This window comes from uncultured Paraglaciecola sp., from assembly GCF_943787955.1.
Classification (GTDB): Bacteria; Pseudomonadota; Gammaproteobacteria; order Enterobacterales; family Alteromonadaceae; genus Paraglaciecola.
Genome location: NZ_CALSOK010000013.1, coordinates 231,393 through 246,192 on the forward strand (window position 1 = coordinate 231,393; position 14,800 = coordinate 246,192).

Annotated in this window: 12 protein-coding genes, 1 pseudogene and 1 riboswitch; of the genes and pseudogenes, 4 read left to right on the forward strand and 9 right to left on the reverse strand. The window is 38.5% G+C overall.

The features are described 5' to 3' along the window. Window positions 1-40: 40 nt before the first annotated feature. The 3 genes and pseudogenes from Q0Y52_RS13055 to Q0Y52_RS13065 all read right to left on the reverse strand — a co-directional run. A pseudogene (locus tag Q0Y52_RS13055) lies at window positions 41-1,156 on the reverse strand (purine nucleoside permease); the annotation flags it as partial. 32 nt (window positions 1,157-1,188) lie between these two features. Beyond that, the gene (locus tag Q0Y52_RS13060; protein WP_297822236.1) at window positions 1,189-3,594 is read right to left on the reverse strand and encodes a TonB-dependent receptor; all 2,406 of its coding nucleotides are present in this window, start codon (window positions 3,592-3,594) and stop codon (window positions 1,189-1,191) included. A 305-nt stretch (window positions 3,595-3,899) separates the two neighbouring features. Continuing rightward, window positions 3,900-5,267: an 8-oxoguanine deaminase gene (locus Q0Y52_RS13065; RefSeq protein ID WP_297822238.1), complete on the reverse strand. Its 1,368-nt coding sequence runs from the start codon at window positions 5,265-5,267 to the stop codon at window positions 3,900-3,902. Between the two features lie 438 nt (window positions 5,268-5,705). On the opposite strand from Q0Y52_RS13065, the gene Q0Y52_RS13070 reads away from it, so the two are divergent. After that, window positions 5,706-6,539, forward strand: coding sequence for a sulfurtransferase (locus Q0Y52_RS13070; RefSeq protein WP_297822240.1), 834 nt, complete (start codon window positions 5,706-5,708; stop codon window positions 6,537-6,539). An 82-nt stretch (window positions 6,540-6,621) separates the two neighbouring features. On the opposite strand, the gene Q0Y52_RS13075 is transcribed toward Q0Y52_RS13070, so the two are convergent. The 6 genes from Q0Y52_RS13075 to Q0Y52_RS13100 form a co-directional block, all read right to left on the reverse strand. Beyond that, complete coding sequence (locus Q0Y52_RS13075; protein ID WP_297822242.1) at window positions 6,622-6,834, reverse strand: hypothetical protein; 213 nt, start codon at window positions 6,832-6,834, stop codon at window positions 6,622-6,624. Window positions 6,835-6,925: 91 nt separating this feature from the next. Further along, on the reverse strand, window positions 6,926-7,138 hold the full coding sequence (locus Q0Y52_RS13080; RefSeq protein WP_297822244.1) for a hypothetical protein: 213 nt from the start codon (window positions 7,136-7,138) through the stop codon (window positions 6,926-6,928). A gap of 370 nt (window positions 7,139-7,508) precedes the next feature. Further along, entirely contained in the window at window positions 7,509-9,287 is a 1,779-nt protein-coding gene (locus Q0Y52_RS13085; RefSeq protein WP_297822246.1) for a sugar phosphorylase, read from the reverse strand. Between the two features lie 10 nt (window positions 9,288-9,297). Beyond that, window positions 9,298-10,521: a glycosyl transferase gene (locus tag Q0Y52_RS13090; protein ID WP_297822248.1), complete on the reverse strand. Its 1,224-nt coding sequence runs from the start codon at window positions 10,519-10,521 to the stop codon at window positions 9,298-9,300. Between the two features lie 12 nt (window positions 10,522-10,533). Beyond that, window positions 10,534-11,370: a mannosyl-3-phosphoglycerate phosphatase gene (locus tag Q0Y52_RS13095; protein ID WP_297822250.1), complete on the reverse strand. Its 837-nt coding sequence runs from the start codon at window positions 11,368-11,370 to the stop codon at window positions 10,534-10,536. Continuing rightward, window positions 11,363-12,253 carry a kinase gene (locus tag Q0Y52_RS13100; RefSeq protein ID WP_297822420.1) on the reverse strand — a complete coding sequence of 297 codons (891 nt, stop codon included), beginning with the start codon at window positions 12,251-12,253 and terminating at the stop codon, window positions 11,363-11,365. Before Q0Y52_RS13100 ends, Q0Y52_RS13095 begins: the two co-directional genes overlap by 8 nt. A gap of 216 nt (window positions 12,254-12,469) precedes the next feature. Then, window positions 12,470-12,640: riboswitch (molybdenum cofactor riboswitch) on the forward strand. Between Q0Y52_RS13100 and moaA the strand changes: the two genes are divergently transcribed. The 3 genes from moaA (at window position 12,634) to moaB (ending at window position 14,793) form a co-directional block, all read left to right on the forward strand. Further along, window positions 12,634-13,602 carry a GTP 3',8-cyclase MoaA gene (gene moaA / locus Q0Y52_RS13105; protein WP_297822252.1) on the forward strand — a complete coding sequence of 323 codons (969 nt, stop codon included), beginning with the start codon at window positions 12,634-12,636 and terminating at the stop codon, window positions 13,600-13,602. (Overlaps the previous riboswitch by 7 nt.) A 46-nt stretch (window positions 13,603-13,648) precedes the next feature. Further along, window positions 13,649-14,251 carry a molybdenum cofactor guanylyltransferase gene (locus Q0Y52_RS13110; protein WP_297822254.1) on the forward strand — a complete coding sequence of 201 codons (603 nt, stop codon included), beginning with the start codon at window positions 13,649-13,651 and terminating at the stop codon, window positions 14,249-14,251. 2 nt (window positions 14,252-14,253) lie between these two features. Further along, complete coding sequence (gene moaB, locus Q0Y52_RS13115; RefSeq protein WP_297822256.1) at window positions 14,254-14,793, forward strand: molybdenum cofactor biosynthesis protein B; 540 nt, start codon at window positions 14,254-14,256, stop codon at window positions 14,791-14,793. The last annotated feature ends 7 nt before the right edge of the window (window positions 14,794-14,800 follow it).

The window sequence follows — 14,800 nt, forward strand, 5'->3', positions numbered from 1 at the left end:
ACCAATTAGCGACAATAGTATCCACTACTTTACTGCCTACTAAATAGGCTGATTCTAGGGCGGAACGCATGCCTGCATAACCATCTTCACCACTTTCAAGTCTTAAATTTTCAATTGCGGATAAATCAGGTGGTGGCATAGAGTAATTACTGCCTGTGCGAACCACCATAAAACGAGATTTATCCACTTTATCTGCATTGTCTAAATAAATCATGGACTGGTAACTGCCAGTATCTTCCATACCCGAGCTAACAAAATTTCCTTGTCCAGCTGTCCAGTAGTGAGTCTCAGTTATTCGCCCACTGATTTAATAAATCGCCATGCCAAAAAGTGGATGCGGCTAAATGTTTCACCTTTTAATACAAATGGTGGTTCTTTGTGCATTTGGATACCCGATGTATTTGTCTCGCAGAGCTTGCATAACCGGATAATCATTTAACGCAACATCTTTGGTCAGTGTGTATGCCCAATCAACCAACTGAGAGTTGAGTTGGTATACTTCGCCATTTGTGGACTGACCATGTCTATTGAGCTTACTAACGTTTAGAGTTTGCTTTTCCAATAATGGGTCGGTGGTAAATAGTGGAAAGTAACCGTTTGACCAGCTATCAGGTATTTCTCTGGCATCAATTTGATGGGCTAAATCACCGTCGAGTAACCAGGTCGCCCAAGCGGCAGAGCCTATGGATGCATCAGCAGGATCAAATCCTGCTATCCCAGCCACTAACCAATAAGCATGGGTTAAATCAAACCTAGGATCTAAACCTAATGCCATAATAGCCGAGGCTGCTTTGGCGGTGCCCATACCTGTAACTATGCCCATAACGCCGGTATCGGTATTAATACAAATATCATGGTGTGAAACGGCAAAAGGTAGACAAGTGTCAAGCTTCTGGCCTGATTTCCATAATTGAAACTCACCCGGTTTATCGCCTTCATCAGCACCAATTTCAAACATAGTGACAACGACCACTTTTATTTCTATGGGGGGAGTAACATTAGTTTGAATTAATTTACTGTTATCCTGGCAACTGCTCATTAAAAAGAGGGTTAAAACAACGATATTAAAAATAGTTAATCGTTTAAAAATTAATTTGCGCATACTTTTTGTCCCAATAAAAAAGGGTAAGTACGCATGACACATACTTACCCTCATAGAGTTTAATTTTTTGTATAGTTTAACTTCTATTAAAACTTATAGCTGAACTTCGCTTGGTAATGACGTGGGAGTTCAGGTAACACAATTTGAGAACCAAAGAGGTCAGGGAAGTTAGCTCTAAAGTATCTTTCATCAGTTAAGTTTTTGATATTTAGGCTGGCTGTCCATGAATCCGCTTCGTAAAATATTCCTGCGTTGATTAATGTATATGAAGGAAGCGTAACAACTTGAGAGAAACTTGAGAATGTTTCGTCTGCTTTGACAAGGCTAGCATTTACTGCATAACCGTTTTGGAAGTCATAAGTAGCATTTAAAGTGTAAATATTCTCAGGTATACCGGCCTTTCTAGCACTTTCTTTATCATCAACTAAGTTAAAGCCAATAACGGCTCCACCATACAACAATGATGCGTCAGTTACTGATGATAAATCTTCAATACCGAAGAATCCAAATTGATTACCTTCTTCCATTGCTGTTACGTTATAAACTTTTATATTTGTATAACCAGCGCCAACTACTAAGTTGTCGTTGATTACCCAACGTAACTCAAATTCTGTACCATTATTTTCAGTGGTAGAATTAGTTACAATTGCCTGAGCACTAAAATCTGTGCGTTCTTGCTCATAAATAGACAGAGCGAAGTACAGGCTATCGTCTAAGAATGAACCTTTTATTCCATACTCGAATAAATCTGATGTATCAAATGCACCATCCGATACTTGGCCTACACCTATTTCAGCACCTTGACCGGCAACGAGGGTTGCTTGTTCAGCAGCTGTGATATAGGGAATAAAACCAATTTCAGTTTTAAATGAAACACTAGCATTCCAAGAAACACCATCAAATGTTTCTTTTACTGAAACGATATCTGATGGTGTGAGTAATAAATCACCTCGACTGGTTGAATCTACGTCTATAGTGTCATAACGCAAACCTAGTACAATGTTTAGCCCCATATCCCAGGTGATGTCAGTCATAGCTGCAATACCTAAATCGGTATAGCTACCCTCATCATAGTTATCGAAGTCTTTTCCTATGCGCGTTGCCAATAAACGTCTATCAAGTGCAGTGGATGGTCCAGTTAGGTCACGACGGTTAAAATATTCGTTGGTAAAGTCATCACCGTGTAAAAAATCCGTGTGACGAATAGAAGGTGAAATTTGTACTTGGGCTAACATGCTATCAGTCTGGTATTCCGTTGAGAACACGAGTTTATTCTCAAACACCCAACTATCATGAAATTGGGAGAAACCGTAGGCATTCTCATTAAGATTTTCATAACCTTCATAGAACATTTGGTTCTTTATTTCCCAACCATTATCGGTGTAATAAAAAGCATCAAAATAGAGTGTCTCAACCGTGTTAAGTAAAACATCGTCAGCGGCAACTAACACTTGGTCGCCTCTTAGTTTGGTTTTACCTGGATTATCCAGTGATAAAATAGGAGAAAAATCAGCATTTGTAATTCTGTCAGGAAATAAGCCAAAATCAGCATTGTTAAAAATGAATGGGTTTATTCCGTCTCGTTCAAGATTATATTCTTGATGAGAAATTGAACCATCGCCATTTATGTCAAGTGGTTTTGCAGTACCGGTAACATAACTACCATTATCAATTAAGTCTTGGCTTAAGCGGTTCCAACCAGCTACTTGGTTGCCATCATAATCATGGTACATACCACCGAATTCTATACGTAAATTGTCAGTGATATCAACGTTAAAAGACGCCTGCAACACAGTTTGGTCCGTACCTGAATTTTGATAATAGCTGCCAGAATTTTCTACTTCACCGTAAAGGTAGAAACCCATGTCTTTACCGGCTAATTTACCAGGACCTCCTATTTCAGCAGTAAGTATGCTTTTGTCCCACGTACCAGTGGTGTAGGAAAATGCGCCAGTGTTATTTTCTAGGTACTGACCGCCACTTGCACGTGCTGATTTAGGGTTGAAATTTAAGTAACCCCCAATCTTAGACGGTCCATATATGGGAGATGCTGGACCACGAACAATATCAATTCGGCTAGATGCACCAATGGGTGTAGGGTAGTTACCCGGATTATCTAATCGCTTAACACCTCTAAAATAGGTTTCACCAGGCGTACCACGTACATCTAAAGAACCTGCCACACCAAAGAATGATTGGGTAAATGTTCCTGGTGCAAAAGCGACTAACTCGTCTATATCACTCACACTAAAACGTTCAAGCTGCTCTTGACTAATTGTTGATGCTGACCGTGGTGTTTCTAAAATCGATTTGCCAAAACCAAAAACGGCTTCAACATCTTGTCCTGGTAAGCTACCTAATGAACCTGTCACTTCAATACGCTCGACATCTTCTTCAGTTTCTTGTGCTAAGGCTTGTAAGGGTAAAAAAGTGGTAAGGCCAATAGCAACAGCTTTGGCTAATGGATTAGATATAAAAGTTCTGATTGTCATGATTGAGTTCTCAAGTAGTATTTTTGTTGTGTTGTATTAGACTCTATGGACTATTCAACAAAGTGTTTAAATGACTAATTAAATTGTTCAAATTTTTTTTGCACGATCAATGCCAACGGCATATCCAAATGCTCTAGGCTCAAAAATATTTATTAATACATTGAAAGTAATAGATATTTTGTTAAATAAATAAAACGAACATGGTTGATTTACTTCTCGTGTAGCCAAAGACTATAATGTTATGTGCACCAAATAACAACACTATTAAAATAATGCACCATCTTAGGGATATTGTCATAATAAAGCTACAAAACAAAGTTTTGACTTTGGAGCTTTTTAGCAAGATATTGGTGTTTATCCATGATTTGTTTGCTTAGTAGTGCACAGTGCTCTGTATTCTCAATTTGCCAATTGCCCCCAACCATCAATTTGTCTACATGGGATGCCCCGCAAGTTATCAATCCATCAAGTGGACTGCCTACACCAGAAAAACGCAGTTCATCTAGACTGAAAATGGCTAAATCAGCTTGCATTCCTATATCGAACATTCCTATAGTGGGCCTCTGTAAAACGGCTGCTGAACCCGTTGTTGCGTAACCCAATACGCGTTTGGCAGTTATAACCTCAGCTCCATAACGTAAACGCTGCTGTAGTAAAGATTGACGTACTTCTTGCATCATATTAGAACAATCGTTTGACGCTGAGCCATCTACAGCTAAACCTATATTACAGCCTGCAGACTCAAGCTCGACAGTTGGGCAAATACCTGATGCCAGTAACATGTTTGACGAGGGACAGTGAGCAATACCTACATTAGCTTGACCTAAGCGTTTTATTTCATCTTGATTAAAGTGGATACCGTGTGCCAGCCATGTTTTATTGCCCAGCCAGTCACAGTGTTCTAAATAATCTAATGGGCGCATGCCATATTGTTGCATACAAAAATTGTTTTCGTCTTCAGTTTCAGCTAAATGTGTATGCAGCATCACATTATTTTCTTTAGCTAACTGGGCGGTGTCTTGCATTAGTGTGGTTGATACAGAAAAAGGTGAGCAGGGTGCTAGCGCTATTTGTATAAACCCATCATCACTATTATCATGGTATTTTGAAATGAGTCTCTGACTGTCTTGCAAAATAGTATCTTCATCTTGGATAACACTGTCAGGTGGTAACCCCCCTTTACTTTTTCCTAAACTCATGGAGCCTCTAGTAAGAGTGGCCCGACACCCTAAACTGTTGATAGCCTCTACTTGAATATCAATAGCTTGTTCAAGCCCCTTTGGGAAAACATAGTGGTGATCTGCAATACAAGTTGCGCCCGATAACATCAACTCTAATCCCGCTAATTGAGTCGCAGTGTAGATCATTTCTTCGTCTAAGTTTTTCCATATTTGATACAGGTATTTTAACCATGGAAACAAGGGTTTATTCAAAGCACCTGGAACGGCTCGGGTCAATGTTTGGTAAAAATGATGATGTGTATTGATGAGGCCTGGCGTAACCACTTGGTTACTGCAATCAATATAACTATCTACATGTATTTTAGGCTTCATACCTGATGGTACCAATTCAACAATTTTGTTGCCTTTAATTACTAGTCCGTTACCTGCGTTTAGGGCATTGCCGGTAAATATCGCAGCGGGTGACTTAAGCCATAAGGTCTGATTTTGCATTTTAAATTCTCTAATACTAGATTGGAGTGGTTGATGTTTTTGAACTATAGATGGATGTAATTAAGCACATAATTATTGCACAAAAACTGCAACGTAGATGTAATAAAAAACTTAGAGTATATCGTGCGTTACATAAAGTATTTCTTTATTGTTAACCTTTGTATCAAATAGGTAAAAAATAGGTGCTGGGGTCTGAATGTGCAAATAAGTAACCAACTAATTAATTTCAGAAGAGTATTGATAACATTATGTAAATTATATGTGTTTTCAAACATAGTAGATATTGTCAAATGAAACTAGTCTTTTGTACTGCCTGTTGTCACCATGATGGTGCAAAGCATCACTAAGTTAAAACATTTGTATTATGTTCCGTTTTTTTGTGGTTTTAAGCTTCTTAGCTAATGACTATTGACCTTCCACTGAATTAAGGAATAAACAATGTCGCCAAAAACGAATATGGTGAGTAGCCAATGGCTAGTAAATAATATCGACCAACCAAACTTATTAATCTTATATTCTCAAATGGATAACCCTGTAACAGAAAAAACCGAAAGCAACCCAGTTGCCTATATTCCTAACTCAATATTTTTTGATTTTGAAAGTGTGTTTTGTGATGCTGATGCAGGATTACCTCACACTATGCCGAGCGAAACCAGTTTTACTGAACATGCTCAAAAGTTAGGCATCGATAACAACAGTGTTATTGTCATTTATGACAATAAAGGGATTTATTGTGCGCCCAGAGTTTGGTGGATGTTGAAGTCTATGGGTCATCAAGATGTATCTATATTAAACGGAGGCTTACCAAACTGGTTAGCTCAAAATTTGCCGACCGAACCAGAACTTGTTTTGGGGCGTAAACACGGAGATTTCAACACTAAATATTATAAAAAACACTTTATAAGTGCCAATGAAATAAACCATAGCTTAACTAATATAACCTTGCTGGACGCAAGAAGTTCAGGGCGTTTTAACGGCACAGAAGCAGAGCCACGCAAAGGGTTGCGCTCTGGTCATATTCCAACTTCTATTAATTTACCTTTCCAACTATGCCTTGAAGGTACATTACTAAAAGATCCTTGGGAGCTGAAGAAAATTTTTTCTGAATGGGTACTCACTGAAGACAGCTATTTAGTTTTTAGTTGTGGGTCGGGTGTCACCGCTTGCATTTTAGCCTTAGCAGCAACTGAAGCAGGATATACAAAGTTAGCGGTATTCGATGGTTCGTGGAGTGAGTGGGGGGCTAGTACTGACTTGCCGGTTGAGGTATAAATAGTTAAAAGCCCAAAAAGCTATTACCCTTTAAGGCTTTTAACTAATCAGAAATACGATTTAGTTAGTTTCGCCTTCCGTTTTAACTTCCAATTCCAAATGTGATAAAAAAACCATCTTGGTGGATACCCATTTCAGTAAAAATTGCACTAAGAATACTGTCTGCTTTTGCTTCTTCCATGCTGATAAGACCATCTTTGTCAGTATCTAGTGGATGAACTATTATTTCCTCAGACTTAGCTAATAAGTTAAATGAGGCAAATGTGACGATTGATGCGAATACAAACTTTCTCATAATGTTTTCTTCCTTTAATACTAAGGTAAATGGTGAATATGGGGAGCAGTTGATTACCAAGTTCGCACAGCTCCACAATTAATTTATATAGTTAATTTTCGTTATCTAATTCACTAATTGACAGATAACCGTCTTTATTAATGTCCAGTTCAGAAATCATTGCCGCTAACGAAACATCTTCTGCAGCCTCTTTAATACTAATTCGGCCATTGTTGTCAGAGTCCAATTTAGCTATTAAATTTTCATCAGCGATTAATGCTAATGATATAAGTGATAACGCCACCAATGCGATTAACTTTTTCATAGCTTGAATCTTTCTCATAGTCTAAAAACAACAAATATAGATAAATAGTAAACCGCTTTGACTGACTGTTTGCTGCTAATTTTTTCACAAAAATTACGAAGTGAAATATCAATAAGTATGGAGGGGGTTTGCTTATTTGTTCCTGTTACCACCTTAATTTATTTATGGAAACTGTTGTGCCAAATTATTAATTAGCAATTAAAACAACTACTTATATAAGGGTGGCGTTGTCAATATGTTTGATATACACGACTAATGTGTTATTTGTGAAAGTCAGTTATTGATTGAAATGGGTAATATATGTAAATATCAATTAAATAGAGTAGGACTTATGTGCTACACAAGTCCTACTCTATTTAACCAAAACACTCTATTTAACTAGGTTGAAGGACTCACTACCAATATTAGATATCCACATAGATTGATAAGGTGTTAGCTGGTATTCAATATCTTCCAGACTCATTGTATGGCCGCTGATAAGGTCAAACCAAGTGTCGGTACCAATTAAGTTAATGTCACTTAACCTAACGTTTTGTGGTTCATCGGTCACATTGAATATGCAAAAAATACTTTGTCTTCTGTCTATACTTTGACGCCAAAAACCAAATATTTGTTCGCCTAATTGTAACGTAAACTGGGTGGCATTAGGATGGAATGCTGGTTGTTCTTTGCGAATATTTAATAGCTTTATCATCCTCGCATGTACTTTGCTTTGTTGGCTATAGGGTGAAGCAAGTTGTTCCTGTAAATTTGTATAATCCCATTTATGCCTATTGATAGAACGTGTGTGACTGGTGTTTTTTACTTTTTCATAATCATTACCAGTGCCTAACAAGCTATGAATATAAATGCCTGGAATGCCTTCTAAGCCAAACATTATGCTATGGGCACATATAAACCTGTCTAATCCCCATTTGTCAGCTCCTTTTATGGTGCCTTGCAGTGCATCGTATAATGCAATGTTGATCTCATAAGCCTTTTGTTTACCATCTTCGGTAGTACGCCATGAAATTCTTCCACCAAAATTTTGCATGGTATTGACCAAAGACGTGAGTTCTTGATCTTCAAGTAGTCCCTCTGCAGGTCTTAATCCTATGCCATCATGGGACGCGATGAAATTAAAAAAGAACGTACCATTTTGGGCGGGAGGCATACTACTCAACCACGCCTTAATGTGTCTACACGAACCTGTTACTAAAGTATTGACTAACAGAGGTGGCAGCGAAAAGTTATAGATACCATGAGCTTCGTTGGCATTGCCAAAATAGGTTAGGTTTTGCCGATTAGGTATATTAGTTTCGGTTATAATTACAGCGTTGCTTACAGCATGTTCTATTAGTATGCGTAACAAACGAACCACTTCATGAGTTTGTTCAAGGTTTATGCAATCAGTACCTACTTTCTTCCAAAGAAAAGCAACTGCATCCAAACGAAAAATCCGAATGCCGGTGTCCAGATATTGCCGTATAATTGAAACAAAGGTGTCAAGGACCGCAGGGTTCCTAAAATCAAAATCAACTTGATCATGACTAAATGTACACCATACTTGTTTTTCCCCATGCTTCGTCTTGGTTAATCTAAGCAAATCAGAGGTTCTTGGTCTTACAACGTCGGATACATCATCTTCTAATGATGCAGTAAAAAAAAAGTCACTGCCTGTGCCTTCACCTTTGATAAAATTCTCAAACCATAAACTCCTGGATGAACAATGATTGATCACCACGTCAGACATAACGCGATAGTCTTGGGTAATTGATTGTATGTCATCCCAGTCACCTAAAGATTCGTTAACACTGGAATAATCAATTACCGAAAATCCATCATCGGAACTGTATGGAAAAAAGGGTAATAGATGCACGCTATTGATTGCACCACCACAGTATTTTTTTAAGAAACTGTGTAAAGAGTGAAGTGGTTTTTCTCCTGTCTTTTCAATGCTATCGCCATAGGTAATCAGCATGACATCTTTCTGATCCCAATTATTATGATGACTTTTAGGCGTTACTAATAAGTCAGCAGTATCAATGCGCATGGTGTGTAATAACTGCTTACATAAATCTGTGTAAGGCTTTTTTAATTCAACGTCTTGATAAATCACGGCTAAATGATGCTCAACACGCTCTGTCAGTTGTTCTAATACCGATAACATTGACTGCCCCTTAAGGTTTAAACTCTAAGTAATCTTGCTCTACCGCATCTTTTAATTGTTCTAATACGTCAGGCATGGCACTCACTACACGGTTCCAACTAGGAATGAATGGAGTTTCCATTGGGTTATCTAAGAAACTTTCTCCAGCTTTCATAATATTGCTGGCAAATAATTCAACTGCTTTTTCTTCACTATGAATATCCAACTTCAGACCATTCATAATGGCATCATTATTATAGGTTTCTATGAAATCTAAGGCAATCCGATAATACGTGGCTTTTAGTGATCTAAAAGTCTCAGTGGAGAAAGTTTCACCCTGAGTGGCAAGTTTCCTAATTAAGGCTTTAGTGATATCGATAGACATTTTAGATAGTCCACCTTGATCGTTATTTGCCGATAAATCTTGGTGTTTATGATCGTAAGTTTTGGCTATATCTGCCTGGCATAATCTATTATGGGAATAGTTTCGTTGCATTTCAGACAACACACCGATTTCTAAGCCCCAATCACTGGGAATGCGGATATCATTTAACACATCACGCCTGAAAGAAAATTCGCCCGCTAATGGATATCTAAAACTGTCCATATATTCAAGATATTCATTATGACCCACTACTTTTTGTAAGGCTCGTATTAAAGGTGTCACTAATAACCTTGAAACCCGACCGTTAATCTTTCCATCAGCTACACGGGCATAATAGCCTTTGCAAAATTCATAATTAAAAAGTGGATTTGCTACCGGATATATTAATCTTGCTAGTAGGCCCCTGTCATAAGTCAGAATATCGCAATCGTGCAATGCTACCGACTCTGCTTTGCCTGTCGCCAACACATAACCCATGCAATACCAAACATTTCGACCTTTGCCTAATTCCTTAGGCGCCAATCCTAACGCTTCTAATTTTGCATCTAAGGCTTTAAGTCTTGGTCCTTCATTCCACAATACGCGGTGATTTTGCGGTAAAGTGCCAAAAAAATTGAGAGCATGTTGATATTGTTTAAGATTGGCTCTGTCAAGGCCAATTACGATCTGAGATAGATAGGGAACTTTACTTATATGGTCGATGATGTTGGGTAACGCTGTGCCTTCAAGCTCGGAAAATAAAGAGGGTAATATAAGCGCCATAGGACGTCTTTTTGAGAACTCTACAAGTTCCTTTTCTAATTCCTCAACGGGCCTTTCAGACAAGTTATGTAAGGTTGTGACTATGCCATTTTGATAAAAATCAGCCATGATATCTCCGTACTACATGTTAAATTGTTTATGGGTAAATATTATTTTCTCTAGACATTCTGTCCAACCAGTTGGGCCATAAGCTTGGCTAGTATAAACGTCTGTTTGTCTGGATAATGTTGGTGGTGCATTTGTTGGTGATAAAATCCGTACCGCTATATCTGCAACCTCTAGCATGGCAACATCATTTTGTCCGTCACCCAAAGCTATGGAGGTACATTGTTTTACTTTACGTTCATTTTTAAACTGCTGTGCTAGCCAAGTTAGCGCTGTGCCTTTGTCACATTCTCCAGATAGGTGTAAAAATCGTCCTCCCTGCAAAGGTGTGACTCCAAGTTTTTTAATAGTTTGAACAAATATATTTTTTGTATCTGCACTGCCCAACCATAAAATAGGTTCACCGTACTCTCTAGTGGCAGCTAGTCTTGCCTGTCTTACTGAAAGCCCGGTTGCCGTTATTATTTCTGTATTAGACATGTTAGAAAAATGATTAAATTCGCCTGCAAAAAGTACTTTTAGCTCATCTATTAATGACAACCAATGCTCTCTTGGTTTAGAGAATTCTTTCACCCAGTAGCCATTTTTAGATTTTGTATCCCTAGGCTGAGTTTTGAAATAAAGAATAGGGATGTAAATAGCGGCCCCATTTTCGACAATAAAAGGCCCCTCTAATCCTATTTGTTGTCTTAAATCAATGAGTTCAGCGAAGGTTTTACTGGTGTTAGGGATCACAGGTATATTGATAGAATTAAGTCTATGTAGCATTTGTAATGCTGGGGCAAAACTATAGTTGTGATGGTCAAGTAATGTCCCGTCTAAATCTGTAAAAACTAATACATCGTTAACCATGGACTTCCTTAAGCTTATGAGCGGTGATGGCCCTTTCATGATTTAGTTCAAACACGTGGTCTGATGTGTTTGGCAATGTATCAAGTGCATGTTCAGTTAAACGTTGATAATGCTCAATAAAGCGCTGAACTTGCTGTTCATCCATGATGCCCTGATTGTTATTTTTGTCATTATTGGCTGTTGCAGCAATAAGCTTTTGTTCCTGCTCTAAACGCCAAGCATATATATCCTCAAAACAAGGGGCTTTTAACATCACCCATTTATTCATCCAACTATAGAGGGGTTTATAATGCAGAGAAAGTTGTAAGTTGACATGGTTACGCCAAGCTGCGTTATCGTCTTCTATTGCCTCTAATCCATTTACTGGTTGTGTTAACTGTTCAGGGGTTTGCGGCTCAACGCCCCAACACCAGCCTTCAAAAATTACTATGTCCACTGCAGAAGATACCTTTGTCCAATATGATGCAGGATGAGGGTTATCTGTGGCTTTATTAAATCTTGGGATAGTCGTGGGTTGTTGATGTTTTAGGTTATGCATTACCGATTTAGCCAGATGCATATTGTGAGTACCTGGCACTCCACGGGTGGTAAATAAAGGATGTACATCGGTTGCTATTATTTGACGTTCTATGCGACTAAGGTAGAAATCATCCAATGACATTACAACCACGTTCATGCCGTAAGTTTCAGTTAAGTAGTCTTTTATAAAGGCTGATAATGTCGACTTGCCAGAGCCTTGACTGCCATTAATTCCAACAAAATAAGTTGTCTTTGCACTTAATTGGTGCAATTTGATCTCTTCGGCAAGAGGAATAAAGTAATCTTCTGAGATTAAAGAAAAATCAATGGGGAGCTTATTTTTGTTGATGAAGGTGTTGATCATAGACTGTTGAAATCTCTGTTTTTGCACTTTATCCGTGCTTTTAATTAAACATTTAATAAGATACTAGTGAAAACCATTACAACTTATGTGCCATCTTGCATCGATTGGCCTGTAAACATTGCTTACCATTTTAAAAACACAAAAGTGGTTTACCATTACAAAATTATGATTATATGTTACAAATAGGTAACTATTGTTTGACCTCATAGTCAGATAATAGGTGCATAACTCCGAGCTATCTCACCTAAATCTAAGACAAGGTTTTTTAGCCGTGAATTTGGCAACGTTGCCAGTTCGCCAGGGTTGTAAGAGAAATCGAACAGCCTCCCGCAAGTGACACAAATTTTTTGTCACTTCACTTTGGAAAGGTGTTAAATAATATGTTAGAAGATAAATTTGGACGTCGCTTCCATTACCTACGGCTGTCTATAACAGATGTGTGTAATTTTTCATGTGATTACTGTTTACCTGATGGTTATGCTTGTGATACCGACCGTAACTTTTTGGCATTGTCTGAAATTAAAACCTTGGTTAATGGATTTGCCTCATTGGGCACCAGTAAAGTACGCATAACCGGTGGCGAACCCTCCCTTAGAAAAGACTTGCCTGAAATCATAAAAGCCTGTTCATCCGCCAATGGCATTGAGCATGTCGCTATGACGAGTAACGGCTATAAGTTGGATGCTGATATTCATAAGTGGGTGGATGCTGGACTTGATTCACTCAACATTAGCATCGATAGCCTCGACCCTCGTATGTTTGCAGCGATTACCGGCCATAATAAACTTAAGACTATTTTACGCGGTATCGACAAAGCCATAGCCTTAGGTGTAAAAGTAAAAGTCAACGCTGTATTGATGAAACAATACAATGAAAAAGAGCTGCAAAATTTCCTAACTTGGCTAAAAAATACACCTGTAACGTTGAGGCTGATTGAGTTAATGCAAACGGGTGACAATGTGATGTTTTTTAACGAGAACCATGTTTCTGGTATGCCAATAAAAGAACAGCTTCTTGAAAGTGGATGGAGCCAACTGATTCGAGATAAAACAGCAGGGCCTGCTCAAGAGTTTTTTCACCCTGATTATCAAGGCAAGATAGGCTTAATTATGCCATACAGCCAAGATTTTTGTGCAACCTGTAATCGGCTAAGGATTTCTTCTACTGGCAAATTGCATTTATGTTTGTTTGCTGACCAAGGTCTGGATATACGACCTGCTTTGCAGTCAGCTGACAGCAGTGAATTGCAAACTAAACTCATTGATTTGTTGGGTGATAAAGAGGCGACACATTGGTTACAAGATGGTTTCACAGGTGCGACAAAACATTTAGCTATGTTAGGTGGCTAATGAATTCTCAGATGAAAATGGTGTTGGTTTTTGGGGGGTATCATAGATGTTAGCTGGGGTGATTTTAGCGGGCGGAAACTCAAGTAGAATGGGAACAGATAAAAGTTTGTTAACATTACCAAATAGCCGACTATCGTTACTTGAACATTGCCAACGTCAATTGGCTTTTGTGTGTAATAATATTTTTATCAGTGGCTCTCAGCATGATCAGGGTATTGCTGATGTTATTCCAAATTGTGGACCTTTATCAGGTATTCATGGGGCGATAACGCATTTTGAAATGCATAACAGCAACATTAGTGAGTTACTGGTGATAGCGGTAGATATGCCAGATTTATACGCAGAAGATTTTGACCATTTACTCAAGATGGGCAGAAAAAATCGGTGTTTATGCATTTTTGAACAGTGCTTTTTACCACTTTATCTTCCGCTATCAGTCGATGTGACTGAATATTTGGCGAGTGCACTTAAGCACCAGCAGGACGAATCCTTGGTAAAGCCAAAACAGCGCCAATATTCTGTAAAAAAGATGTTGAGTTCTTTGCAGGGTCTACAAATACCTCCTTTGAAAAACACTCAATTAGGCAATATTAATACTCCAGAGCAGTGGCATCAGCGCTGCGATGAACCACCATTTATTGGGACTTAGACATGACAATGATTGAATCAACAACTAAACAGGCTCTGAATATCGCGGTGTTAACTGTGTCAGATACTCGCAGTGAGGAGAATGATACCTCTGGGCAATACCTTAATCAGGCTGCAGTCGCTGATGGTCATAATGTAATACACAAAAAAATTGTAATAGACGATAAGTTTCAAATCCGAGCGGTGGTATCTAATTGGATAGCGGCTGCTAATATTCAAGTTGTTTTGGTGACAGGTGGAACAGGCTTTACTGCAAGAGATACTACTCCAGAAGCCATGTTGCCGTTATTTGAAAAAGAGATTGAAGGTTTTGGTGAATTATTTAGACATGTGTCTTACTTAGAGATTGGTACATCAACGGTACAATCAAGGGCGTTAGGTGGCATGGCCAATGGTACGGCAATATTTTGTATGCCAGGCTCTACTGGCGCGTGTAAAACAGCGTGGAACAGCATCCTTCAACAACAGTTAGACTCGACCCATCGCCCGTGTAATTTTGTTGTTCATTTAAAAGACATTACCGAATGCTCAAGCAGAGGATAATACTTAA

Bases quoted from the DNA above. Each gene is read 5' to 3' on its own strand.
- Q0Y52_RS13060 (WP_297822236.1), bottom strand. From the start codon at position 3,594: ATGACAATCAGAACTTTTATATCTAATCCATTAGCCAAAGCTGTTGCT.
- Q0Y52_RS13065 (WP_297822238.1), bottom strand. From the start codon at position 5,267: ATGCAAAATCAGACCTTATGGCTTAAGTCACCCGCTGCGATATTTACC.
- Q0Y52_RS13070 (WP_297822240.1), top strand. From the start codon at position 5,706: ATGTCGCCAAAAACGAATATGGTGAGTAGCCAATGGCTAGTAAATAAT.
- Q0Y52_RS13075 (WP_297822242.1), bottom strand. From the start codon at position 6,834: ATGAGAAAGTTTGTATTCGCATCAATCGTCACATTTGCCTCATTTAAC.
- Q0Y52_RS13080 (WP_297822244.1), bottom strand. From the start codon at position 7,138: ATGAAAAAGTTAATCGCATTGGTGGCGTTATCACTTATATCATTAGCA.
- Q0Y52_RS13085 (WP_297822246.1), bottom strand. From the start codon at position 9,287: ATGTTATCGGTATTAGAACAACTGACAGAGCGTGTTGAGCATCATTTA.
- Q0Y52_RS13090 (WP_297822248.1), bottom strand. From the start codon at position 10,521: ATGGCTGATTTTTATCAAAATGGCATAGTCACAACCTTACATAACTTG.
- Q0Y52_RS13095 (WP_297822250.1), bottom strand. From the start codon at position 11,370: ATGGTTAACGATGTATTAGTTTTTACAGATTTAGACGGGACATTACTT.
- Q0Y52_RS13100 (WP_297822420.1), bottom strand. From the start codon at position 12,253: ATGATCAACACCTTCATCAACAAAAATAAGCTCCCCATTGATTTTTCT.
- moaA (WP_297822252.1), top strand. From the start codon at position 12,634: ATGTTAGAAGATAAATTTGGACGTCGCTTCCATTACCTACGGCTGTCT.
- Q0Y52_RS13110 (WP_297822254.1), top strand. From the start codon at position 13,649: ATGTTAGCTGGGGTGATTTTAGCGGGCGGAAACTCAAGTAGAATGGGA.
- moaB (WP_297822256.1), top strand. From the start codon at position 14,254: ATGACAATGATTGAATCAACAACTAAACAGGCTCTGAATATCGCGGTG.